Genomic DNA, 24,126 nt, shown 5'->3' on the forward strand with positions numbered 1-24,126 from the left:
GCGGATTCACATTAAACCGGCTCATATCCTGCGGCGGCGAAGAAGTTCGCGCATTCCTGCGGCGTGAACTCTTCGAGCACGGCGGCGATCCTATCCCAGAGGGCGTCGACGGTTCGCTCAGCGGCCTTTCGCAGCAGCGCTTTGAGTTTCGAGAAGGCCATCTCGATCGGGTTGAAATCCGGACTGTAGGGCGGGAGATAAAGCAGCCTTGCGCCTGCCGCCTCGATCGCCTTGCGCACGCCAGCGCCCTTGTGGCTGCCGAGATTGTCCATGACGACGATGTCGCCTTTGCCTAGCGTCGGAACGAGAACCTGATCGACATAGGCCTGGAACCAGAGGCCGTTGATCGGTCCGTCGAGGACAAAAGGCGCCGTTAAGCCCGTGTGGCGAAGACCGGCGACGAAGGTCGTCGTTTTCCAATGTCCATGCGGGACGCTGGCGCGCAGCCTCTCGCCCTTCGGGGCGCGCCCGCTCTTGCGCGCCATGTTCGTCGTCGCCCAAGTCTCGTCGATGAAGATGAGCCTCTCGGGATCGAGATCGAGCTGACCATCGAACCAGTCTTGGCGTCGCTTTATGATGTCCGGCCGGTTTTGCTCGCTCGCATGGGCGGTCTTTTTTTGAATGTCAGACCGCAGCGGTCGAGAAACGTCCATAGCGTCGCGCGACTGGCCTTAACGCCGCGCTCGGCGAGCAGCCGCCCCAAGAGTTCGCTGATGGTCAAATCCGGCGTCGCCTTGATCAGTCCTAGCAGATAGTCGCGGTGCGGATCGAGCTTCGAGCGTCGCGGCTGCCCCTGCTTGCGCGCCGTTCGCTCGCCCGTCTCGCGCGCCCGCCGCACCCACACGATCGCCGTCGCGTCGCCGATCCCAAACCGCGCTGCGGCGTGGCGAGCCGGCAGTCCCGCCAACGCGGCGTCAATCACGCGATCACGCAAATCCTGGCTGTAAGCCCGCGCCATGCTTCGCCTCCATCGCTGTCGCAATGAAGGAATCACTGTTCACCCGATTCGGGAATCCCACACAGAATCGGAAAACGACGAACGTGCTCTAGATCACGCCGCATTTGGGCGGAGTCGCCCAAGTGCGGATAAAATGATCGATTTCCGTCGCTTAGAGCGCGCTCTACGCGCAGCGCTTTGGACGAGCGATCGTCGCTCATTCGACGCGGCCGCGCATTCGCTTGAGCCGGGCTTCTTGGCCGCTTGAGGCTTGTGCGTCGGCGCACAGCCCCATCGCGCGTCTCTCCTTAACGTCTGATTAACGCAGAAAGGAGAACGTCATGCGACAGATCTTCATGGGACCGATCATCACGACAGGAATTTTCGGAGTCGTCGCCATCGCATTGGCCGCCGAAGCGCTCAACATCGCCATGGCTCTTGGCGAATTCAGTCACATCGCCGCTTATAATGCGGGGCTCTTCTGACGCTTCGCCGAGCGCAGGCGGCGCTGGCCGAGGCGCGGAACGCGACCGTCATCGATCGCGGCCGAGCGTGGGGAAGAAACCTTTTCCGACATGCCGGGCGGCGACGTCGCCCAGAACGTCGCGCCACATGCGATAGGGATCGTTGAAAACGCCTTCTCCGAGATCCCTATCGGCGAGCGCCGCAGCCAAACACGCCATGGCCTGAGGCAGATCATGCGCATTCTCGAGATAGAGAAGCCGCGTTCCGACCGACTCTTCGCCCATCAACGACATGGCGGCTGCGATTTCGACATTGTCGCGGCGTCCAAAGGCCACGCCGCAAACGCAGACAAGACAGGTCTCCCAAACGGCCGGGTCGGTCTCGTCGATGAAGCCGTGCAAGCCTCTGACGATGGATGCGTAGACCGCCTCTCCCACCGCAGTGATGATCTTTTCAAGTTCGACCTGAACCTTTTCGAGAGCGTCCGGGAGCTCCGCGGGCGTCGCCATCTGACCTGCGGCCCAGTTGAGCGAGAGCTGAAGCAGCTGACCGAGAACGATCTGCGCGGGGGACACGAGTTCGGCGGGCAGCTCATGCGACAGATGCGAGACAGCCTCCTCCAGCGCCCTATTCAGGCGCGCCGCCGCAAGCCGTGCGGATTCGAGGTCTTTTCCGCGCACCAGGCGCGCCCAGGTTCCCTGGACGCCGATGACAGCATGCATCAGCGACTTGATCTGCGAGAGCCACGGCGTCGGCGGATAGGATTTAACGACCGCGCCATGCTCGATACGCCAGATTTCGCCGGTCCCGATCAATGTGATCGCCGAGAGCGGCGTCGATGCGAACACCTCGTCGCGATTTGCGCCATAAAGCGTTCGGAAGGTGGCGTTGATCTCGCTGAACGGATCGCTCTGCATAGATTTCAGTCTCCCAATATCGGACATCCATCATCAAGACAGCGCGAATCGCATCGAGCGCCGCAATCTTCAACCTCCAACCATTTAATGGCCATGTAACCTAGCGCCAAGGGCAATCCAAAGATCGCCAAGGAAACGCCCATTGGCGCTGCGATCGCGAGAGCGTCATTTCCAGAACGGGCGGGTCTGTTCGAGATCTTTCCAGAGCGCCTTGGCGCCGATCCAGCCCAATTCGGCGCGCGCCTGACTCGCCCCGATCATCCAGCCGACGGCGCGCTGTATCGATGGAGCGTCGGCGCCGGGAACATCCGTTCCCGTGAACATGGTTTTCATCGTCGCCGCGTCGTTGAGGTCGCCGAACACGTTCTGCAGCTTCTTAAGCCGCTTCAAGAAGGGATCGATTCGTTTCTCCGGATACAAGGAGCAAAAGAACTCGACGGCGTAGCGCAGCTTTTTGAGCTCTTTGCGCAACTCGTGGCGCTGTTCGACGGTCAGCGTCGCAAGTCCCCGAGCATGCTTGGCGGTCTTCTTCCAGCGCTTGTTGAGAGACTGGCGCGCTAAGGCCGCAATCGGCGCCGCTAGCCGCTCGGTCTGGCCGAAATCCTGCGCGACAAGCCAGCCGCGCGTCTCGACGAACCGCGCAAGATCAATCAGGAACGCCTGCACGCGGGAGCCGGCAAGAAGCTTGCGCAGCTGCTCGCGCCGTTCTCGCGCCTGCCGCGCGACCACATCGGCGAGGGCCGAAAGTCCAGGCTCGTCGGGATGAGTTTCGGCTTCCCGGCGCGCCATGTCGTTCGCCACCACGTCGAGATCCCTGAGGCTCCCGACCTCCCGGCCAAGCCAACGCGCCTCGTCGTCGAGCCGTTCCATCGCCGCATTGCCCAACACGGAAGCATAGACCGAGAATGCGCTGCGCAACCGCCGCAGGCCGACGCGCAGCTGATGCGGTCCTTCGTCGTCGTCCAGCTGGCGAACGACGAGCACATTCGTGGCGATCTGGTCGAGGCATTCGCGCAAGACGTCACGCGCCGCTTGCTCGGCGGTCTGCGCCGGATCGAGTATAATATTTCGCGCGTTGCGGGGCGCGAGCGGCTGATCGATCCGACCCTCTTCGGCTAACAAATAGCCGCGGGCGGCCTTGGACAGTCGGGAGAACTGCAACCCGCCATCGGGCAGCAGGATCAGCGCAATATCGAACAGTCCGCCTGCATTGCCTGCGAGGAGTTCGATTTCCAACTCGGAGAGTTCGGCAGAGCGTTCGCCGGCCCGCACTTCGCCAACGTCGAGCGCGAGCTCCGCGCGCGTGCCGTCCGAAAGCATCAGCTCGCTCGTCCTGCGCGTGATCACCGTCTCGCAAACGGGCTGAAGCGAAGCGCCGTTCACGCAGTCAGCGATCTCTTCCCGAATCGATGAGTCAGAAATTGCATCGAGACACAGGCGTCCGCCAGGCGCCGGGTTCTCGAGCTCGCCGACCTGCGAAAGGCCGCCATGCAACGCCGCCCTGGTTTTGACGCCCTGAATCCACCGCCGCCCGTCGCGCCTGAGCCTCAGCGCAATTCCCGCTTTGTTGAGTGCGTGCTCGGGCGTATCGAGATAAATGCTTCGGAGCGTTCTCGTCACCGGAGCGCCGTGAGCCAGCTTCGACGCCTTCACGCGCGCCCAAATCTCACTCGACTTTGTCTTGTCCAGCAGGAGTTTTAGCTCGATCTCGCTCATGTGACGAATTTATATCATTTTTGTCGCGGCGCGTAGCGCCCGACAGGCGCTCCCGCGGCGGGGCCGGTCCGGAACGACTATGGCTGTGCTTGGTCGGCCCCTTTTTTCTGCTTCTTTTTCTTCAGCACGATCGTCAGCCTATCGCCGCTTTTTGAAACCTCTACAGATTTCAACTGACTCTCTCCAAGAGAGATGCTGCCGCCGACAGCCTCATCCACTGTCGCAAAATTTCCGCTTCGGTTTTGTCGCTGTCTGTCATGTCGTCCTCTCGAACCCCTGCTTTGCATGGAATTGACGATCTGAGCCGAGTCAGCGTCGGCCGCGATCGATTGGAAACCTAAGTTATTCGCCTGACGACGCAGAATGGCAACGTCATAAATGGCGAGAACCACAGCTTGGTCCTTTTGCTTTTTAAGAACCGCTACAAAACCGCCTGCACGACATCCTTCCGAGGCGCGGATGGACCGGCGCCGCGATTGAACGGCGTTCAGCGCTAAATATCCTCGCAGGACCGGGTTCGTCGACCTCCGGCTCCCGTGCCGCCAAAGTTAGCGATATCATAGGGTTGAACAAAGTTCCTGGATTGCGTGGAGGCTTCATCTAGAAACATGCGAACGTTGCGGCAAGCGTCGCCTGACGACGATGTTTTGAGTTGATGCGCAGGAGCCGCCCTCCAAACCCGACAGGACCCTGTCCGCGTTAGGTCCGGGATCGCGCCTATTCGTCACGCTCTCCCGGCGCAGCAGAAAGCCCCGCCGACGCGGCGCCGGCGGGGCGGAAATTTCCCGGTTTTGAAAGCCGCTTCGCTATCGCCTGTCGGTTACGCTGTCGTGACGGGCGAGTTCCGCCGCTCGCCAACGGGTGCGCCGCGGCGGGGGGTTGCTGCGCGCCTCGGCGGCGCGCGCGAGCTCGCCACCCGTGCCGAGCTAGGTCGTGTGGACAGTTATCGCATCCACAGGACGATTGCGGCGATTGTTGCGACTGCCTGATAGTTTTGGGCGACCTTCTCGAAACGGGTTGCGAGGCGGCGGTGACCTGCCTCCGAAAGCTCGGACCGGAGTGAGCTGTGAAATTCTAATTTATCCGTCCTGGCCGGGCGGAGGGTTTTTATGAACAGGTATTGCAGTTGGATGAAAGTTCAGGGGCAGGTCGGGAGGACCGCTAAAAAACGGCGCCTTTGCCGAGATTGAGCTTCATGAGACGCTTCGAGAGCGATGTGGTTTATTGGATTGTCGATCACTTTTTCCACGCATTGAGGCTGATCAACTTAGAAAAAACAAACCTGGCTGAGGCCACTGGCGTATCAAGCGCTTGAGTGCGTCGATGGCGGCTGTCAGTTTCAGCGCTGTCGCGGTCTTCCACTATCTCGAGTTGAGCCAGTCCAATGCCCAGACGCCGCCGATCATTCGACCTGCGCAACTCCGCTGGCGACTTCGGATTTGGAATCCGAAACAGGATGAAGTCAGCGGCATCGTCATTGTGGATTTTAACGGTGTAAATTTCGTCATTTATCTCCGCACACATCACCAAAGTCGCTTCACTCCCGCCGACGACGACAGTAATCGGCCTTTGGTGATTGCTCTCAAACGCCCGTCCATAAATTTTCAAAGTGAAACACTTTGGCAGCGGATCGCGAAACCTAAGGAGCATCTCATGTCCTATTGTCCAGCGGCCCCATGTTTCGCGATGGGAAAGCCCTTTTGCTTCCGCCAAATATGCGGGAAGTTTGGAAAGTGAAAAATTGATATTGTATAAGGAGCCCTCTTCGGTACCAAGCTCTAATACGGCGTCCTGAACGGACGAGCCTGGATCTTCGCGAGCGCGATACTGTTGATGGTCCACTCTGCCCCGGGAGAGAACGTCGCTTCCTTGGAAATTTCCCGGGAACGTTAGCTGCGACAATCTTCTATGCATGTGCTCGCCATTGATGGCCCATTGGTCTTGGGATATGGCGATCGACGAGTTGTCAGCGGACTTCGAGCGCCAGTTCCAAATTGCCGAAACCGTGCCGGAGAAGAGGAATCGGTGACGGCTTGCGAGCAAGAGATAGAAGTACAAGTCTTCGGCTACTTCCAACTCCGGATCCTCCAACACGGCAGGGGTGAGAACTTCCGTCCTGGCGAGCCACGTGTTCGACTGAATATAGTTATCAAAACGCAACAGTCGGTCGAGGTTGAAGTCGTCGAAGCATTGTAGAACGCGGCGTTCCGGGATGTCGGCGCCCATCTCACCCGCAAAGCGCGCATGATCGTTCAAAAATCCGCCGTCTTCCTCTTGACGAATTACGCCAGTGTAGACGAACGGAACCTCGGGATTGTCACGCAACAAGGCGACCAGATCGGACAGGTGATTTGGCAACCACTCATCGTCGTCGTCGAGCATACAAAAGAGTTCCGTGCGGACCTCCCGGAACCCCGCCCACATGGCTCGGCTCCGAACGCCGCCGCCCGGGCAGGCCAGATCGACCGTGAAAAGCAACTTCCCGCTCTTTGACAGGTCAGTCAGCCAGTTCTCAAATCCCTCGATCTCAGCGTAGCGTGCGAAGATGACGCCAACTCGCTTGTAGGTTTGGCTCGTGAGCGAAGCTATGGCGCGTTGCACCAGTGGCAGCGGCCGCGACCCACAGCGAAGGATAACGGTCACTGCTGGACCCTTAACAGAGCCCGCCGCCCTTACCCGCTCTGCGATGTGGCGGGAGACATCCTCCACGAGCGCCGTGAGCAGCCTTTCGAGCGAGGCTTTGGACCTGAATACTTCATCAGCCCGAGCAATCATCCCTACGTAGCGTTCGGGATGCTTTCGGTATCCCTCCATGAGCTCCGCTATATAAGTGGCGACTGCTTTAGGGCTGCGCCACGTATCTACATATTCTAGGCTGTCCCCAAACAGATTCTCGAGCGGTTTCAGCGGATCGGTGATCACCAGGCACTTCGCGGCGCATGCTTCGAAAACACGCATGCTGGGCGTGTTATCTTCGACATGCGAACTTTTGTGTATCGCCAGCGCCGCTCCGTGTTGATTAAAGGTGTAAATGACGGCCTCGCCGTCAAATGGAATGGATCCGCGATAATTCTTCGACAGAAATTCCCAGGCTTTCGGCGGCCCATAGACATGCAGATCGACGACCTCAGCGAGGGCGCGAAACAGTTGATTCTGCCTTTCCCCGTCCCAGGTGCCGACGTACGCCAAACTCAATTTCGAATGGTCAGGAAACGACAAGTCCGTGACTGGGGATGAAGGGTAGAAGTCCAGATCGCTGACGGACTCGCGCCGTAGAGGGAAGTGAACATCCCGCGCAAAACGGCGTGTCTCCGCGTTCACGGGCGCCACCAGGTCCCACGAACGAATCGCCTTCACCCGATCCGGGTCGGACTTGTAGAACTGAGTTGGACTCCAGAGGAGTCCAACGGTGTAGTGAGACGTCAGTTTCGGAACGAACTCATGGGTCACAATGACGAATGAAGGATCGAAGTCTATTATTTCACCGGATGTGACAACGGCGACAGCCTCATGACCTAGCCGTTCAAACGCAGCGATCGAACGATTTATGAACTCTCGTTCAGCCGAGTGCGCAAGATTAGGAAATGCATTCAGAAGGGCGATTTTCATTTGCAAGTCTGCTAAAGGTCGCTAGATGCTAGGAGCTATATTGTATTTCGGTGACGGCGTGGATCAAGCGGCAGACTTTTCTTCACTTACGACTTCGATGACGTCGCGGATTGTTACATCGCTGACAACCTTCGGCAACTGATTTTGAGCCTGAAGTCGTCTCCAGGTTTTCGCCGCCGCGATGATCAGCTTTAAGACCATGAGGCGCGCCGTGTCCTGGGAAAGCGCACGGCTTGCTTTGTGAGGTTCTTAACCCGTCTTATTCGCCCCTGCCGACACGCAATTCTGATTTTCTGGGTGACATAATTGCGGGCGCAATTCCGCGTCGCGTTATTTTGGCTGCATTGATCTGCACATCTTGAACGCGCTGGAGCTGAATGGATGGGTGATCTGGGGCTTGCGGACACTGTCTCTGCCCCGTCGCGACAGCATCCAGGGCCTGTTGAGATTCATGACGGCGGCGGCGATGTGGATCATGGCGGCGAAGCTCTGATCGGTTTTGTCGGTGCGGAGCGCGATGCGTTTGAACTCCTTGAGCGTGCCAAAAAAATTTTCGATCAAATGCCGCCATCTGTGCATCCCATCGTCGATGGCAAAAGGTTTCGCCCGGCGCGGATGTTGGGAGATGACGACTTTGGCGCTCCGCGCGTCGAGATCGGCGATGATGGCGTTGCTGTCGAACGCTTTGTCGGCGATGAACACGTCGAAAGCGACGCCTCAAGGAGCGGCGCAACGCCCATCGTATCGAAACGCTGTCCGGGCATGGGCGTGAAGCGTACGAGATTGCCGAGCGGATCGGTGAGCGCCAGGATTTGAGGGTCATGCCGCCTTCTTACCCGGCCGATGGCCTGGCTCGAAGTCCCCTTAAATTTCAGCCAAGCTCAGGTGAGAATCCCAAATCTCAACAGACCCTAGTTTGGCGCCTGCCAATTCGCGATCCGATCGCGACCTGCGGCTTTGGCGGCGTGCAACGCCTGGTCGGCGCGCTCAATCGATTGCTCGACCGGAACGGAAGGATCGAGGAGCGCAAGCCCGAAGGACGCCGTCACCGTGAGCGGCAAATAGCCTTCGACGAAAAATTCCCTGTCCGATAAGCCTTTTCGTAGCTGCTCTGCGATGGCGCGACCCTTTTCCAGGTCCGCATCTGCGGCGCAGTAGAGGAACTTCTCGCCTCCAAAGCGAAAAAACTCATCATGGGGCCGCAAGTGGGACATGACGAATTCTGCGTATTGCACGAGAAATTCATCGCCGAGCGTATGGCCGTAGGTGTCGTTGACCTCCCTGAAGTGATCCAGATCCATCATCGCGAGACATGTGGGTCTCGGCGCGAGGGCCTGCCGCTCGCTCAACGCCGTCAGCATCGCGATATGGTTCCCCGCGCCTGTCAACGGATCGCGATTGCGAAGCGCATCCTCGAGTTCGTGCTTGATGGTCACCAATTGGGCGCGAACCTGCTTGAGGGCCGACAGGAATAATTCATAGTCGTCGAGAGGAATGGACCGATGCTCCGACGCGGTCCGCAGCATGATCGCCGCGCGCCGGTGCATAAGCTCATGCGCGAGCAAAATCTGGGAAAAACTTTGGTGCGAACCCAGACGACTGGCGCCGGCGCCATGCAGCCATTGTCCGAGCGGCCATCTGTGATTCGCGTCTTCCTGGAGGTCCCGCTCGTCGGGAACCTGATCGCAAATGATCGTTCTGTTGAGATTCTCGCACCAGAGTTCGTGCTGAAAAAGCGACTGCCGGAGCTCATTCAGAGTCGTCCGCGTTTGCTCGCGGCTCAATTTGGCAAAGGGCATGGGGCACCGAAGTTTTCAGCGTTGCTTGCGCCACGCGTGCGGCGGCAGAATATTCCAATTCGGTGTCACATTCTTGAGAAGGGACCTCTTGTGGCGGGCCGGGGGGCGACGTGGTTCAGCGGCTCTGACGAGAGAGCGGAGACGGCGTTCTCCAGCGCTTGTCCGGGCGAGCGGCCGCAAGCCGCGCGGCCTTGGCCATCAACGTCCAAATAAACCGCGCATCGCCGCAAAAAGGCCCTTCGACCGCTCCTGAGCCGGCGGCGCCTGCGCGAGGCTATCGGCTTCGAGCCGCGCGGCGTCGAGTTCGACGCCGGCGCGCGCGACGAGCGCGGCGAGAGTCGGCGCTTCGTGCGGCGGCGTCCAGCCGCCGGCGCGCCGTAGGTCAAGATAGGCGTCGAGCGTGTCGGCGGCGTCCCTCGCGCCAGCTTCCGCAAAATGCGCGCGCGCCCGCTCGACCGCGGCGGCGTCGATGATGAGTCGCGCCGCCTTCGCCGCTTCGCGCCGGACGCCGTCGTCGATCGCCAGAGCGACGCGCGCCTCGCGCAACGCGGCGACGTCCGGCTCCTTCAACAGCGCGCGCATGAGCCGCGCCTCCTGCGTGGCGTCGACGCCCGCCGGCGCCATGCCTTGCGCGCCGCAGGCGTCGAGATAGCGCGCAAGCAGAGAGGCCGCGCCGCGCGCAGCGGCGGCTTCGGCGGAAAGCCGCGCGGACTGCGCAAATTCGCCGCCCTCCGCAATCACTGCGCCAAGCGACGGGTCGGCGCAGAAGGCGCCATAGCCGCCGAGCTGCTGCAGACGCGCGCGCGCCGGCCCCGTGTCGCCGATGACGAGCGCGGCGAAGCTCGCTTGCGCCAAGGGCTCGAGCGCATCCCACAGGCCCGGCGGCTCGAAACGCGCAGCGACTTCCGCGCGCGCCAGAGCGCCGTTCAGCGATGCGACAAATTTGTCGCGCCGGCCTTTCAGACCTGCGGCGCGTTCCGCCACGGCGCGGGCGGCTGCGCCGGTCGCGGCGCGCGCGGCGTCGGCGGCGCGGCGCATGAGCTCGTCGAGAAGACCGTCGTCATCCGTCGCGCGGCGCGGCGCGAGCCCGTCGCCTTCAACGCGAAAAAGCCGCGCGAAGGCGGGGCCGCCGGGATCGCTCGGGGCGATGCCGAGATCGCCGGGCCCAGCGGCCGGGCAAACGACGCCAATGTCATCGCCAAGGGCCGCGCCGTAAAATTCGATCTCCGCGGTTTCGCCCATGCCGGGGGCGCTCTTCTCGCGGCTGCGGCGCAAGGCGATTCCATCGACCTCCGCCTCTTCGGAATCGAGAAGCAAGGCCAAGAGATTGCCGACGACGACCGGCTCCGCCGTTTCCGCCGCGTCCGGATGTTCCTGCGGATCGCCCGTCGCCTGCCGCAGGTCGTCGAAGGTGAGCGGATCCACGGCGGGTTCTCCCGCCGACCGCTGCTCGAGCGTCCAGCCTTTCAGCCGCCGACGCTGGTTCATCGCCAGCGCGACGCTGCATCGGCCGAGCAGGGTGGCGCTCTCTTCGATCGAATCGGGAATTCGCAGGCGAAGGACAATGCGCGGCGCGCCGGATTCGCGCAGCCAATGCTCCATGATGGCGAAGGGCGCCTCGCGCGCATCGGCCGCCGCCGTCGATTCGAACGGCGCCGCCTCCAGGACGAGCCGGCTTTGATAGGCCGGGAAGACGCGGCGCGCCGGCGCGAGGCGGATGACGACGGCGTTGTCGGCGCGTTCGACGACGCGGCGCTGGCCGATCGCCCATACCAATCGCGCGCCGGCCGCCGCGGTCTGCTCGCGCGACAGCCGTTCGACGTCGCCCCGCGCCGGAAACGCCGCCAGCCGAAAGGCGACGGGGTCGGCGCCGCCGGCGTCCGGCAGCAAGGTCAGGAGCAGACGCCAGTCGCCGCCCTTGGGCAGCTCGCGCTCCGCGGAGAGCGCCAGGATGAGTTCGGCGCCGTCGGCGGCGGTCAGTCGGACGAATCGATGCTCAGCGGGCACATCAACGATAATGATGCGGGCGCGCCAGCGCGCGACGCCGATGACGTCGACGAGCGTGGGCGCGCTCGTAAAGCGCTCGTCGCGCGCCGACACGACCGTGAGTTCCGGCCGGACCGCCGCGCGTTCGGCGCCGTCGAACCAGCCGATGGCCAGCCGGCGCCGCCCATCCCAGTAATAGTCGAATTGCTCTCTCCACATTGACGGCCGCGCCCGAGCGTGAGGCATGGCGCCGTAGCCATGCGAAGCTGAAGTCCGGGGAAGCATATCCGCGCGCGCGGCAATCGCGCAATTCAGCGCCGTCGCGCGCGCGGCCGCGCGACATTCCGATGCCGCGCCATGACGTCGTTCCGCCATAGAGTCCGCGTAAATGGCTTGAGACTATGAGTTAATCGCCGGTTAAAGCCTGTGAATTCGATAAAGGCGGAGTCTTGCGTTTAAGCTCAGCGTGACGCGGCCAATAAATCTCTCTCACTCGGACTCAATGAATCGATAGCCGACGCCGGGTTCGGTCACGATGATTTTGGGCGTCGCGGCGTTTTCTTCTATCTTCGCCCGTAGCTGGCCGATGAAGACGCGCAAATATTGGCTGTCGTTCTGATGCGCAGGCCCCCAAACGGTCTTGAGGATGTCCCGGTGCGTCAACGGTCGGCCCGAATGCCGCGTGAGAAAGGCCAAAAGGTCGAATTCCTTCGGCGTCAGTTTCACCGGCGCGCCGTTTTTCGTCACCATGCGTCTATGCAAATTCACGACAAGCCCGTCGACCGCGACGCTGCCCGACTCCAAAGTCTTATCCTGCGCATGACGTAAGGCCGTGCGCATGCGCGCCAGCAGCTCTCCCATGGCGAAGGGCTTCTCGACGTAATCATCCGCGCCGAGGTCGAGCGCGGCGATCTTTTCGGATTCCCGGTCGCGCGCCGAGAGAACGATCACCGGCGTTCGCGTAAGGATTCGCAGCTTTCGCAGCACTTCCTTGCCGTCCATGTCGGGAAGGCCGAGATCGAGGATGATGAGATCGGGCGAATATTCGCCTATGGCCGCCAGCGCCTCGCGCCCTGTCGCCGCAGCGCGCGCCTCATAGCCGCTCGCCGCCAGCGAAGGCCGCAGGACGCGCTGTATTTGAGGTTCATCGTCGACGACGAGGACGCGCGCGCCGCTCATGCCGCCACGCCCCGTCTTGATTCGCCCGCGGCGGGAAAACGCATGATGAGTCTCGTGCCTCGACGGCGAGCGGCAGGGCTTTGCGCGACGATGGTTCCGCCCATGGCCCTGACCAGTCCGCGGCAGATTGAGAGTCCGAGGCCGGTGCCGGCCTTGCGGCCGTCAACACGCCCGCTGCGATAGAATTTCTCGAAAATGCGCTCGATGTCGGCCGTCTTCACGCCGGGCCCCTCGTCGGTCACGGTGATGACGACGTCGCCGCCTTCGCGCCGGGCGTGAACGATCGCGCCGGCGGGTCCGCCATATTTATGCGCATTGTCGATCAGATTGAAGAGAACCTGTCCGAGCAGATTGGCGTCGCCGCGAATAGGCGGAAGGTCGGGCGCGATGCTGATCGACGTCTCTTTGCCTGGGAAACTTCTCTTGGCTCTCTCGAGGACGCTGCGGATCACCTCGGCCACATCGACGAGATCGCTGCGCGGCGCCAGCGCGCCTGACTCGATGCGCGACATGTCGAGCATATTGGCGATGAAGCGCGACAGGCGCCCGGCCTCTTCTTCAATCGACAGCAGAAGATCCTTGCGATCCTCGGGCGGAAGCTTCTCGCCAAGTTCGCGCAGGCTCGTCACCGCGCCGGTGATCGAGGTCAGCGGCGTGCGCAGATCATGCGACAGGGCGGAGAGCAGAATCGTCCGTAGCTTTTCGTTTTCCTCGAGAGCCGCCGCCTTGACGGATTCGCCGACGAGCATCGAACGGTCGATCGCGATCGCGGTCTGTTCAAGCAGTGAAGAAATCGTGCTTTCCGCGGCGGCGGAAAGCGGCTCCTCGGGCGTCTTGGGCTCGATCCCGCAAACGGCGACGACGCCGCGCGCCGTCGCGAGCGGCCGGAATTGGAAGCGCACATTCGGCAGCGTGTCCGTCCGCCATCCGGCGGGCTCGGATTTTTCGAGCGCCCAACGGGCGGCGGCAAGTTCGCCGGCGTCCATCCGATCGACCGGCGGCCAGGCCGCCGACACTTTCAAACCGCCCTCTTCGGGGATCAGCATGATGACGCTGGACGCTTCGCCGGCTTTCTGAATCTGCAGCGTGGAGGCCCAGAGAATGTCGTCGAGCGTCGTTATCGTGGAGAGTTTGCGAGAGAATTCGAACAGCGACTGCACGGCTTGAGACCGCTGCCGCATGTTTTGCGCATAAGTGCGCATTTTGCTCGCGAGCATTCCCGTTATGACGGCGACCACCAACGCGACGACGAGCGTCAGGAATTCCTGCGGTTGCGAAATGGTGAGTTCATAGCGCGGACTGAAAAAGAAAAAGTCGCAGGCGAGAAAGGACAGAACCGCAGCAATGATCGCGGACCACATCCCGAGCCACACGGCGCAAAGCACGACGGGAAGCAGAAAGACGACCGACGGATTAACGAGGCCGAGCCAGCGCTCTAGCCCATGACCGACCAGGACCGTCATCATGACGGAGACCGCGGCGCCGCCGAAGCCGAGCCATGTCTGTGACAGGGTCGGCAATTTCCAAGCCTGTCGGCTTTGCGGCGGGCCGTCCTCCTGCACGACGACGTGAACCGCGATATCGGTCGACCGCCGAAGAATCTCGTCGGTCAGCGAGCGCCGCAGCAGTCGAGAAAAAGGCCGCGCGCGCGAGCGGCCCAAGACGATCTGCGTGATATTCTCGCGTCGCGCGAAACTCAGCGCTTCGCCTGCGAGATCGTCGCCTGGCGTGCGGGCGATTTCCGCCCCCAGCCGTTCCGCGAGCCTGAGCGCCTGGTCGACGCTTCGCACGACTTCAGCAGAGTCTTCGTCCTGGCCGCCGCGCTCGACGTAAAGCGCGATCCAGGTGGCGTTGAGGGCCGTGGCGAGGCGCGCGCCGGCGCGAACCACCGCCTCGGAGTTTGCATCACGGCCGACGCAGACAAGCAGGCGTTCCGACGTCGCCCAGGGGCCTTCGATCGCGCCTTGCCGAAGGAAGTCGACCATCTGGTCGTCGACGCGTTCCGCGGTTCGACGCAGCGCGAGTTCGCGCAGCGCCGTGAGGTTGCGCGGCGTGAAGAAATTCTGCGTCGCGCGTCTCGCGGTCTCGGGAACATAGACCTTGCCATCCTTCAGTCGCTGCAGCAGTTCTTCCGGCGTGATGTCGACAAGGATGACGTCGGCGGCGTTCTGGAGGACTCGATCCGGCACCGTCTCACGCACTGCGACGCCGGTGACGCGGGAGACGACGTCGGCGAGGCTTTCCAGATGCTGAACATTGAGCGTGGTCCATATGTCGATGCCGACATCCAGCAGCTCTTCGACGTCCTGCCAACGTTTGGGGTGCCGGCTATCGGGCGCGTTGGTGTGCGCGAGTTCATCGACGAGGATGAGCTGAGGCTTTCGCGCGAGCGCCGCGTCGATATCGAATTCCTCGATGATCCGACCGCGATAGTCGCATTTGCGGCGTGGCAGAGTCTCAAGACCGTTGAGGAGCGCTTGCGTCTCGGCGCGCCCGTGCGTTTCCGCTACGCCTACGACAACGTCGACGCCCTCAGCCTTGGCCGTCTGCGCGCGCGCCAGCATCGCATAGGTCTTGCCGACGCCGGGCGCGGCGCCGAGGAACACACGAAGTTTCCCTTTGCTCTCCTTGTCGCTCAGGGCAAGGAGCGCATCGGGGTCGGGTCGTCGGTCGAAATCTCCGTCGTCGCGGGCCAAAGACGTCTACCTTCTCGGGCGTCACCTCTATTGTAAGCGATCAAGAGCCAAATTCAGCAAGAGCACATTTACGCGCGGCTCGCCGATCGCGCCAAGAAGGCGCCCTTCGACATGCGCTTCGACAATAGCGCGCACCTGCGACTCGCTGAGATTGCGCGCCCTGGCGACGGCCGCCGCCTGAGCCAGCGCGAACTGTGGCGAAATATGCGGATCAAGGCCGGAGGCGGATGTCGTTGCGGCGTCGGCGGCGACGACGTCAATTCGGCCGGCGGAAAATTCCGCCTCGATCGCGGCGTTGACGCGGTCGACGAGCTTCTTCGACGTCGGCCCGAGATTGGAGCCCATCGAGTTCGCCGCATTGTAGGGGGCCTCGACGGTCTTGGAAGGATCAGCCGGGTCGGCGCCTGTCGTCGCCGAAGGCCGGCCGTGAAAATAGCGATCGGAGGCGAAGTTCTGTCCGATCAGCGACGAGCCGACCACTGTTCCATCGCGTTCGATCACGCTTCCATTCGCCTGCGTCGGCAGGGCGAGTTGGGCGACGCCGGTGATCGCGAGCGGATAAGCGAGTCCGGTCAAGGCGGTGAAGAGAACGATCATGACGATCGCCGGGCGAATTTGGGAGAGCATCCGAGAGCTCCTTACGCGAGATGAATGGCCGAGACGGCGAGGTCGATGAGCTTGATGCCGATGAAGGGCGCGACAAGCCCGCCGAGCCCGTAGATCAGCAGATTTCGCCGCAACAAGGCGGCGGCGCCCACGGGCCGGTAGGGGACGCCCTTCAGCGCGAGCGGGATGAGCGCGATAATGATGAGCGCGTTGAAGATCACCGCCGAGAGGATGGCCGACTGCGGCGAGGCGAGCTTCATGACGTTGATCGCCTCCAGTTCCGGATAGGCGACGACGAACAGCGCGGGGATGATCGCGAAATATTTGGCGACGTCGTTGGCGATCGAGAAGGTGGTCAACGAGCCGCGCGTCATCAGCAGCTGTTTGCCGATCGCGACGATTTCGATGAGCTTTGTCGGGTCGCTGTCGAGGTCGACCATATTGCCGGCTTCGCGCGCCGCCTGCGTGCCCGTCTGCATGGCGACGCCGACATCCGCCTGGGCGAGCGCCGGCGCGTCATTGGTGCCGTCGCCGCACATGGCGATCAGGCGGCCGCCCTGCTGCTCCCTGCGGATATAGGCGAGTTTGTCTTCGGGTTTGGCTTGCGCGATGAAATCGTCGACCCCCGCTTCGCCGGCGATCGCCGCGGCGGTGATCGGATTGTCGCCGGTGACCATCACGGTTTTGACGCCCATCGCGCGCAAGGCGGCGAAGCGCGATTTTATGTCGGGCTTGATGATGTCTTTGAGATGAATGACGCCCAGCAGCATGCCGTTTTCCGACACAGCGAGGGGCGTGCCGCCCGAACGCGAGATGCGCTCGACCGCGCCTTCGAAATCAACGGGAACGGACTTAGCGTGCGCCGCGACCGCGTCGACGGCGCCCTTGCGCAGCGTCCGGCCGGGAAGGTCAACGCCGGAAATGCGGGTGTGCGCCGAAAAGGCGACGATTTGCGCGTCCGGTCCGAGGTCTGGCGCCGAAGAGCCAAGCGCGCTTTTGGCCAGAGCGACGATGGAGCGCCCCTCCGGCGTTTCATCCGCGAGCGAAGCAAGCAGCGCCGCTTCGACGAAAGCATGTTCCGAAACGCCTTCGACCGGAACGAACTCGTCGGCCATGCGATTGCCGAAGGTGATGGTGCCGGTCTTGTCGAGGAGCAGCGTGTCAACGTCGCCCGCCGCCTCCACCGCGCGACCCGAGGTGGCGATGACGTTGAAGCGGATCAGCCGGTCCATGCCGGCGATGCCGATCGCCGACAACAGTCCGCCGATCGTCGTCGGGATCAGACAGACGAGCAGCGCAATCAGCACGGTGACCGAAATCGCCGCGCCGGAGTAGATCGCAAGCGGCCAAAGCGTCACGCAGACGATCAAGAAAATGATGGTCAGCCCGGACAGGAGAATCGACAGCGCAAGTTCGTTCGGCGTTTTCTGCCGCTGCGCGCCTTCGACGAGCGCGATCATCCGATCGATGAAGGTCGAACCGGGCGCCGCGGTGATCTTGACCTTGATCCAGTCGGAGAGAACCGTCGTGCCGCCGGTCACGGCGGAACGGTCGCCGCCCGCCTCGCGGATGACCGGCGCGGACTCGCCTGTGATCGCCGACTCATTGACCGAGGCGACGCCTTCGATCACTTCGCCGTCGCCGGGGATGAGTTCGCCCGCCTCGACCAGCACCAGGTCGCCGAGTTTGAGATCGAGCGCCGACACGCCTTCATAGACGTCCTTCATGCCGCTCTTGTTCTGCGGATCAAGCAACCGTTTGGCGTGTGAATCGCTGCGCGTCCTGCGCAAAGCGTCCGCCTGCGCCTTTCCGCGTCCCTCCGCCACCGCTTCGGCGAAATTGGCGAAGAGCACGGTGAACCACAGCCAGGCGGCGATCTGTCCCGAGAAAAAGGCGGCGCCGTTCTGCGCAATGAGATCGCGCACAAAGAAGGCCGTGACGACCGCCGACACGATTTCCGTGACGAAGATCACCGGATTGCGGGCGAGGCGTCTCGGATCGAGCTTCTTGAAGGCGTCGATGGCGGCGCGCTTGGTGATCGCGGCGTCGAATAGACCGGGAGCGGCGACCTTATGCGACATCTGGCATGCTCCTTAGAAGGTTTTTCCGGCCAGCAGCGCGAAATGCTCGACGATGGGGCCGAGCGCGAGCGCCGGGAAATATTGCAGCAGATAGAGGATGACGATGACGCCGAGCAGCAGGCCAATGAAGAGAGGCCCATGCGTCGGGAAGGTTCCCACCGAGGCGACGCCCTTCTTTTTCGCCGCGAACGCGCCGGCGATCGCCAACACGGGAATGACGAAGGCGAAGCGTCCGAGCAGCATGGCGACGCCGAGCGTCGTGTTGTACCAAGGCGTATTGCCCGTCAGGCCTGCGAAAGCCGATCCGTTGTTGTCCGTGGTCGAAGCGAATGCGTAGAGGATTTCGGAAAGCCCGTGCGGGCCGGCGTTGTTCAGACTGGCGAGGCCGGTCTGAAGCATGACTGAAACGCCGGTGAAGACAAGCACGCTGAGCGGATAGATCAGCACCGCCAGCATCGCGAGCTTCATCTCGCGCGTCTCGATCTTCTTGCCGAGATATTCCGGCGTGCGGCCGACCATAAGCCCGGCGATGAAAACGGCGATGATCGCCAGCACCAGAAAACCGTAGAGCCCGGCGCCGACGCCTCCGGGCGCGATGCTGCCCATCAGCATGTTGAACAGGGGCACGAGACCGCCGAGCGGCATGAAGGAGTCGTGCATCGCGTTGACGGCGCCGCAGCTCGTGCCTGTCGTCGACGCGGCGAATAGCGCGCTCATCGCAGGGCCGAAGCGGACCTCCTTGCCTTCCATATTGCCGGGCGACGGATCGACGCCGATCTCGGTCAGCAACGGATTGCCGCCCGCCTCGGCCCAGTAAGCGACCAGAACGCCCGCGACGAGCACGATCATCATGGTGACGGCGATCGCGCGACCCTGTCGATAATCAAAGACGGCGCGCCCGAAGGCGAAGGCCGTCGCGAAGGGGATGACGAGCAGAGCCCAGATTTCCAGCATGTTGGAAAGGGCGTTCGGGCTCTCGAAAGGATGCGCGGAATTGGCGTTGAAGAAGCCGCCGCCATTGGTGCCGAGCTCCTTGATCGCCTCTTGGCTGGCGACCGGGCCGATGGCCAGCGTCTGCTTGGCGCCCTCGAGCGTCGTCGCTTCGATCGAGCCTTGCAGCGTTTGCGGCACGCCGAGCGCGACGAGGGCGAGCGCGACGACGATCGACATCGGCAGGAGCACGTAAAGCGTCGAACGCGTGAGGTCGACCCAGAAATTGCCGATGGTCGGCGATTCGGCGCGCGAGAAACCGCGCACCAGCGCAAACGCCATCGCAAGGCCCGTCGCGGCGGACACAAAATTATGCACCGTGAGGCCGAGCATTTGCGTCAGATGGCTCATCGTCGACTCGCCGCCGTAGTTTTGCCAATTGGTGTTGGTGACGAAGCTTATCGACGTGTTGAAGGCGAGGTCGGCGGGAACCCCGCCAAAGCCCTGAGGATTGAGCGGCAGATAAGCTTGCAACCGCTGCAACGCGTAAAGCGAAACAAAGCCGATCACGCTGAAGGCGAGCATCGCCATCGTGTAGGCAAGCCAGTTTTGCTCCCGCGCAGGATCGACGCCCGCGAGTCTGTAGAAGACGCGTTCGATAGGCGCGAGCGCCGGCGTCAGCAGGTTTTGCTCGCCTGCGAGAACTCTTGCGACATAGCCGCCGAGCGGAATCGCGGCGACGATGACGGCCACGAGGACGATGGCGATCTGCGCCAGCCCAATCGGAGTCATTGGCGAAACGCCCGGCTTTTCGCCGGGCCTCCTTTAGAATTTTTCGGGGTGAAGCAGCGTGTAGACGAGGTAGACGCCGAGCAGAACGGCGACGATCAGTCCGATGACAGGTTCAAACATGCGGTTCTCCCTAAAGACGCCCGCAGGCCCGCGCATAGGCGCCAACGACCGCAAAAAGGAAAAGACCGAGGCCAACGTATAGAATATCGAGCATGTGTCCTCTCCGCGCTCACCGGCGCCGTGAATCAACGCGCGCACGCCGCGCGCGCCTCTCCTGAACCAGATTATTCGCGATCACAAAGATAAAGGCCGCGACGCCGAGGCCAATGAGGGATAGAGGCATGAGCGCATCTCACTTTAATGTCGCGCTCTCGCTTCGGTCTTCACCAAACGAGAATGACGAACCGCAAATTGCGCGGGAACGATGTAAAGGCGCTATTAGGATTTCGGGCGGGCGAGGCCGCTCACCGGGCGCTCGCTCGCGGGTCGTCTCGGGCGGCAAGCAGATGGATCGATTAGGCGGCAACCAAACGACAGTCGCATCGTATAATTAGTTTGACGCGGACCTGTTGCGACATCGCGTTGCAGCGCGCGAAGTTTCCTCTCGCCTGTAGGCTCTCAGAAATGCGTCAATTCCGGCGTCGACCATTGCGTTAACGGAGGCTTCGGCTCTCGGTTCGAGACCGAGCGCCGTGTGAAGCGGCAGGTCCCCGCGGACGAGACTCAAAAAATGGCTAGCGGCTTCAGTCGCGTCTGAGAACGTCAGGAGGCCGCGGTCCTTGGCCTCTTCGAGCAACGCCGCGACGCGCATGAGCTCGTTTTTCGGCCCGCTTTCAAAGAAGAGCCTGCAGAGTTGCGGAAAGCGCATGCGCTCACTGGAAATCGCCTGAAAAAACGCCATCGACTCCGGCGTCAAATACACCTCGACAAATTGACGCGCGAAGCTGCGAAGCGCCTCGACAAGGCCGATGTCGAGATCGGGCATCTGCAGCCTGCTCGCCTTCAAGCGGCATTCCGCTTCGATCAAATGGGCGAACAAAGCTTCCTTGCTTGGAAAATAAGCGTAAAGCGTCGCCTTCGACACGCAAGCGGACCGGGCTATCGCGTCCATGCTCGTCTCGGCGAAACCCTGTTCGAGGAATAATTTTCGCGCGGCCGCGATCACGGAACATTCCTTCCGTCCCGCAACATGCGCCTCTGTCGATCCCGCCGCCGCCGCATGATCCGTCGACGGGCTCTTCAAGGCGGGTTCCTCGATTCCAGTCTTCATCGCGGCCACGCCGCCGACTCTTGCTTCAAGGCTCTGCCTCCGCGCCATACGCTCATTTCCACGCCTCCACCGAGGCAAAATCGGCAAAGCCGATGGCGTGACATATCTATCGGCCCACTTTTGAAAAGTTTCAAACTAAACGACCCAGTTCAATTTTAGCGTTGACATGCGCCAAAGAGCAAGCATAAAACTGAACCGTTCAGTTTAACCTGGGTCCGACATGAGCTGGAGGGCGCTTCAAATATTCCGGCCGTTGCCCAACCCTCACGTGGGGGATCGCCTTGCTCTTACGCTCGAGGGCCCGAAGGCGCGAAACATCGCCCAGAGCGATCGACGCCAAGGGACATTGATCAGCTCAAAGGGCAGGGCGGCAGCGCTGGGGCTTCTGCTTGCCGCGTTTCTTTCCGGCTGCGCAGTCGGCCCCGACTTTGTCGCGCCCGATGCGCCCCTGGGTGCGGGCTATGCGGTAGGCAAGCCCTCCAACATCACCCAGTCGGCGGCCATCGCGGGCGGCGGCGCGCAAAGGCTTGCATCTGGCCGCGACATTCCGGGGGAATGGTGGCGACTGTTCCGCTCGAAGCAGATTTCGGCGCTCGTCGCCGAGGCGGTGGCGAATCATCCAAACATCGCCGCCGCCGAAGCGGCGCTGCGCCAGGCGCGGGAGACCACGGAAGCCGATGTGGGCTCCTTCTTTCCGTCGGCCACTGTGACCCAGAGTGTGGCGCGCACGCAAATGACGACGGCGCAATTCGGCGGCCTCGGGCAAAGCTCCTCGTCGAGCGGATCGCAAAGCTCCTCGTCGAGCGGACCGACGGCGCTCATCTATACGCTCCACAATACGAACGCCGCCGTGTCGTTCACGCCCGACGTCTTCGGCAAGACGATGCGTACGGTCGAGGGCGATGTCGCGGCGGCCGAATATCAGCGATACCAGCTCGAGGCGACCTATCTCGCGCTCACCGCCAATGTGGTGACGGCGGCGATCACCGATTCCTTATATGCGTCTCAGATCAAGGTCACGCGCGATCTCATCGCCGCCTATCAGAAGCAGCTCGACATATTGCAGAAGCGCTTCGAACTCGGCGCCGTGAGCGCGGCCGACGTCGTCTCGGAAAAGGCGCTCGTCGCTCAGGCGCAAGCGACGCTGCCGCCGCTCGAAAAGGCGCGAGCGCAGACGCGCAATCAGCTCATGGCCTATCTTGGCCGCTTTCCCAATGACGACAAGGGCGAGGCGATCGACGTCGAGCATCTGCATCTGCCGCGTGATCTGCCGCTTAGCCTGCCGTCCAATCTGGTGCGCCAGCGTCCCGACGTTCTTTCGGCGGAGGCGCAGTTGCATCAGGCGAGCGCCAATGTGGGCGTCGCCACGGCGAATATGCTGCCGCAGCTCACGCTGACGGGCAATGGCGGCAGTCAGGCTTCAAATTTCTCGCAATTATTCTTGCCGCAGACCTCGGTCTACAATCTTGCGACGCAGCTCTCCGGCCAGGCGTTCGACGCCGGCAGATTGTTTCACCAGCGCGAGGCGAAGCTCGCCGCGCTCGAACAGGCGGAAGCGCAATATCGCGCGACCGTGATCAGCGCCTTCCAGAACGTCGCCAACGCCTTGCAGGCGATCAAGCATGACGCGGAGACGCTGCGCGCGCAGGTTGCGGCGGAAAAGGCCGCCGCCGAAAGCCTGGATATTTCGCAAGCCCAATATGCGGCCGGCTCGACCACCTATCCGACGGTGCTCAACGCCGCGCAGACCCTGCTCAACGCCCGGCTCAATCGCGTCCAGGCGCAGGCCGCGCGCTTCTCCGACACGGCGGCGCTGATGCAGGCGCTCGGCGGCGGTTGGTGGAATCGCATCGACGAGACGCCGGCGTCGCTTCCCAAACCCACCGACCTCATTTCAACCCTGCCGATCGCGGCGGCCATACGCGCCGAGGCTGAGGAACGCTCCCGTGCCCGTTAACACGCTTTTGCAAGACCGTCTCGGACCGATGTTCAAGCCCATGATGATCATGCTGGCGAGCGTCGCTCTCGTGTTCGCAGCCCTTTACGGCTTCGTCAGCTTCCGCTCGATGATGATCGGGCGGTTCCTCGCCTCCATGGCCAATCCGCCGCAGACCGTGTCGGTGACGACGGCCGCCTATCGCGAATGGCGCCCGAAGTTTTCAGCGATCGGCACGTTCCGCGCCGTCAATGGCGCGGACCTCGCGCTCGAAACCTCCGGCATCGTTGAGAAGATCCACTTCCAGTCGGGCCAGGACGTCGAAGCGGGACAAGTTCTCCTCGAGCTGCGCAAGGATACGGACAATGCCCGGCTCGAAGCGTTGAAAGCCACGGCGGAGCTCAACGCCATCAACCTGCGCCGCGACCAGTCGCAACTCAAAATCAAGGCCGTGAGCCAGGCGACGGTGGATTCGGACGTCGCCAATCTGAGAAGCGCCAACGCCCAGGTCGTGCAGCAGGAGGCGGTGATCGCGCAAAAGACTCTTCTCGCGCCCTTTGCCGGACGGCTCGGCATCCGCCAGATCGATCTTGGCCAATATATCGGCGCCGGAACGGTGATCGTCACCTTGCAGGCGCTCGATCCGATTTTCCTCGACTTTGTCCTGCCTCAGCAGGATTTGAATGGCGTTTCGGTCGGACAAACGATCGCCGCGACCGTCGACGCCTTTCCGGGCCACAGCTTTACGGGCAAGATCGACGCGATCAGCTCCAAGGTGGATCTCGCAAGCCGCAACGTGCAGATCCGCGCGAGCCTCGCCAATGGCGAGCGCAAGCTGCGTCCCGGCATGTTCGCCTCGGTGGAAATCGCGACCGGCAAGCCTCAGCGCCTCATCACGCTGCCGCAAACGGCGATCGTCTATGCGCCTTTCGGCAATTCGGTGTTCCTTGCGCAAAAAAGCGAGGAGAGCGCCGATAAGAAGGCGCCGCAAGGCTCCGGGCTTATCGCGCATCAGGCCTTCGTTCGGCTCGGCGAAACGCGCGGCGACGAAGTCTCGGTGCTCGAAGGGGTGCCGGAAGGCGCGACGGTCGTGACGGCGGGTCAGGTCAAGCTGCGCAACGGCGCGCCGCTCGCCATTTCGCAAGAGCCGCCGCCGCCGGTCGACGCCTATCCCAAGCCCGTGGATCAGTGAGCGGAGATTTCGCAA

The 24,126-nt window shown here is 62.3% G+C and carries 18 protein-coding genes and 1 pseudogene; 3 read left to right on the forward strand and 16 right to left on the reverse strand.

Annotated features, from left to right (window positions below):
- Positions 1-11: 11 nt before the first annotated feature.
- Positions 12-958 (reverse strand): IS630 family transposase gene (locus BN69_RS18850; protein ID WP_148277111.1). Its coding sequence is split into 2 segments (ribosomal slippage): positions 12-619 and positions 619-958, totalling 948 coding nucleotides; the frame shifts between segments, so codons are not numbered across the junction.
- 320 nt (positions 959-1,278) lie between these two features.
- Here BN69_RS18850 and BN69_RS19480 point away from each other — a divergent pair.
- Positions 1,279-1,422: a hypothetical protein gene (locus BN69_RS19480; protein ID WP_158491317.1), complete on the forward strand. Its 144-nt coding sequence runs from the start codon at positions 1,279-1,281 to the stop codon at positions 1,420-1,422.
- Between the two features lie 48 nt (positions 1,423-1,470).
- Here BN69_RS19480 and BN69_RS12370 read toward each other — a convergent pair whose 3' ends face one another.
- From BN69_RS12370 to BN69_RS12430, 15 genes and pseudogenes are all read right to left on the reverse strand, one after another.
- The gene (locus BN69_RS12370; protein WP_244434932.1) at positions 1,471-2,319 is read right to left on the reverse strand and encodes a hypothetical protein; all 849 of its coding nucleotides are present in this window, start codon (positions 2,317-2,319) and stop codon (positions 1,471-1,473) included.
- Positions 2,320-2,484: 165 nt separating this feature from the next.
- Positions 2,485-4,035, reverse strand: coding sequence for a CYTH and CHAD domain-containing protein (locus BN69_RS12375; RefSeq protein WP_014891957.1), 1,551 nt, complete (start codon positions 4,033-4,035; stop codon positions 2,485-2,487).
- A 77-nt stretch (positions 4,036-4,112) separates the two neighbouring features.
- Positions 4,113-4,427 (reverse strand): hypothetical protein, encoded by a 315-nt coding sequence (locus BN69_RS19230; protein ID WP_014891958.1) that lies wholly within the window; start codon positions 4,425-4,427, stop codon positions 4,113-4,115.
- Between the two features lie 844 nt (positions 4,428-5,271).
- On the reverse strand, positions 5,272-7,644 hold the full coding sequence (locus BN69_RS12380; RefSeq protein WP_014891959.1) for a DUF7024 domain-containing protein: 2,373 nt from the start codon (positions 7,642-7,644) through the stop codon (positions 5,272-5,274).
- A gap of 63 nt (positions 7,645-7,707) precedes the next feature.
- Positions 7,708-7,872, reverse strand: a pseudogene (locus BN69_RS19485) (IS256 family transposase); the annotation flags it as partial.
- 102 nt (positions 7,873-7,974) lie between these two features.
- The gene (locus tag BN69_RS19240) at positions 7,975-8,346 is read right to left on the reverse strand and encodes a transposase (RefSeq protein ID WP_014891961.1); all 372 of its coding nucleotides are present in this window, start codon (positions 8,344-8,346) and stop codon (positions 7,975-7,977) included.
- 209 nt (positions 8,347-8,555) lie between these two features.
- Entirely contained in the window at positions 8,556-9,443 is an 888-nt protein-coding gene (locus BN69_RS12395; RefSeq protein WP_014891962.1) for a diguanylate cyclase, read from the reverse strand.
- 198 nt (positions 9,444-9,641) lie between these two features.
- Positions 9,642-11,648: a hypothetical protein gene (locus BN69_RS12400; protein ID WP_041927359.1), complete on the reverse strand. Its 2,007-nt coding sequence runs from the start codon at positions 11,646-11,648 to the stop codon at positions 9,642-9,644.
- A gap of 270 nt (positions 11,649-11,918) precedes the next feature.
- Positions 11,919-12,608, reverse strand: a complete 690-nt coding sequence (locus BN69_RS12405) for a response regulator transcription factor (RefSeq protein ID WP_014891964.1) — start codon at positions 12,606-12,608, stop codon at positions 11,919-11,921.
- A complete protein-coding gene (locus BN69_RS12410; RefSeq protein ID WP_014891965.1) occupies positions 12,605-15,304 on the reverse strand; it encodes a sensor histidine kinase in 2,700 nt (899 codons plus the stop codon). Before BN69_RS12410 ends, BN69_RS12405 begins: the two co-directional genes overlap by 4 nt.
- A 27-nt stretch (positions 15,305-15,331) precedes the next feature.
- A complete protein-coding gene (gene kdpC, locus BN69_RS12415; protein ID WP_014891966.1) occupies positions 15,332-15,931 on the reverse strand; it encodes a potassium-transporting ATPase subunit KdpC in 600 nt (199 codons plus the stop codon).
- Positions 15,932-15,942: 11 nt separating this feature from the next.
- Positions 15,943-17,991, reverse strand: coding sequence for a potassium-transporting ATPase subunit KdpB (gene kdpB / locus BN69_RS12420; protein WP_014891967.1), 2,049 nt, complete (start codon positions 17,989-17,991; stop codon positions 15,943-15,945).
- 12 nt (positions 17,992-18,003) lie between these two features.
- Positions 18,004-19,713: a potassium-transporting ATPase subunit KdpA gene (kdpA, locus tag BN69_RS12425; protein WP_014891968.1), complete on the reverse strand. Its 1,710-nt coding sequence runs from the start codon at positions 19,711-19,713 to the stop codon at positions 18,004-18,006.
- 33 nt (positions 19,714-19,746) lie between these two features.
- Positions 19,747-19,869 (reverse strand): K(+)-transporting ATPase subunit F, encoded by a 123-nt coding sequence (gene kdpF / locus BN69_RS18860; RefSeq protein ID WP_083858754.1) that lies wholly within the window; start codon positions 19,867-19,869, stop codon positions 19,747-19,749.
- Between the two features lie 394 nt (positions 19,870-20,263).
- On the reverse strand, positions 20,264-20,983 hold the full coding sequence (locus BN69_RS12430) for a TetR/AcrR family transcriptional regulator (protein ID WP_244434933.1): 720 nt from the start codon (positions 20,981-20,983) through the stop codon (positions 20,264-20,266).
- Between the two features lie 268 nt (positions 20,984-21,251).
- Here BN69_RS12430 and BN69_RS12435 point away from each other — a divergent pair, with 268 nt between their 5' ends.
- A complete protein-coding gene (locus tag BN69_RS12435; RefSeq protein WP_014891970.1) occupies positions 21,252-22,940 on the forward strand; it encodes an efflux transporter outer membrane subunit in 1,689 nt (562 codons plus the stop codon).
- A 28-nt stretch (positions 22,941-22,968) separates the two neighbouring features.
- Positions 22,969-24,111 (forward strand): efflux RND transporter periplasmic adaptor subunit, encoded by a 1,143-nt coding sequence (locus BN69_RS12440; protein WP_198408151.1) that lies wholly within the window; start codon positions 22,969-22,971, stop codon positions 24,109-24,111.
- Positions 24,112-24,126 lie beyond the last annotated feature (15 nt).

It is taken from the genome of Methylocystis sp. SC2, from assembly GCF_000304315.1.
In the GTDB taxonomy this organism is placed as follows: Bacteria; Pseudomonadota; Alphaproteobacteria; order Rhizobiales; family Beijerinckiaceae; genus Methylocystis.

Coding starts and splice junctions, on each gene's coding strand:
- BN69_RS12370 (WP_244434932.1), bottom strand. CDS start 2,319: ATGCAGAGCGATCCGTTCAGCGAGATCAACGCCACCTTCCGAACGCTT.
- BN69_RS12440 (WP_198408151.1), top strand. CDS start 22,969: ATGTTCAAGCCCATGATGATCATGCTGGCGAGCGTCGCTCTCGTGTTC.
- BN69_RS12375 (WP_014891957.1), bottom strand. CDS start 4,035: ATGAGCGAGATCGAGCTAAAACTCCTGCTGGACAAGACAAAGTCGAGT.
- kdpA (WP_014891968.1), bottom strand. CDS start 19,713: ATGACTCCGATTGGGCTGGCGCAGATCGCCATCGTCCTCGTGGCCGTC.
- BN69_RS12405 (WP_014891964.1), bottom strand. CDS start 12,608: ATGAGCGGCGCGCGCGTCCTCGTCGTCGACGATGAACCTCAAATACAG.
- BN69_RS12430 (WP_244434933.1), bottom strand. CDS start 20,983: ATGAAGACTGGAATCGAGGAACCCGCCTTGAAGAGCCCGTCGACGGAT.
- BN69_RS19480 (WP_158491317.1), top strand. CDS start 1,279: ATGCGACAGATCTTCATGGGACCGATCATCACGACAGGAATTTTCGGA.
- kdpC (WP_014891966.1), bottom strand. CDS start 15,931: ATGCTCTCCCAAATTCGCCCGGCGATCGTCATGATCGTTCTCTTCACC.
- BN69_RS12400 (WP_041927359.1), bottom strand. CDS start 11,648: ATGTGGAGAGAGCAATTCGACTATTACTGGGATGGGCGGCGCCGGCTG.
- kdpF (WP_083858754.1), bottom strand. CDS start 19,869: ATGCGCGGGCCTGCGGGCGTCTTTAGGGAGAACCGCATGTTTGAACCT.
- BN69_RS12380 (WP_014891959.1), bottom strand. CDS start 7,644: ATGAAAATCGCCCTTCTGAATGCATTTCCTAATCTTGCGCACTCGGCT.
- kdpB (WP_014891967.1), bottom strand. CDS start 17,991: ATGTCGCATAAGGTCGCCGCTCCCGGTCTATTCGACGCCGCGATCACC.
- BN69_RS12395 (WP_014891962.1), bottom strand. CDS start 9,443: ATGCCCTTTGCCAAATTGAGCCGCGAGCAAACGCGGACGACTCTGAAT.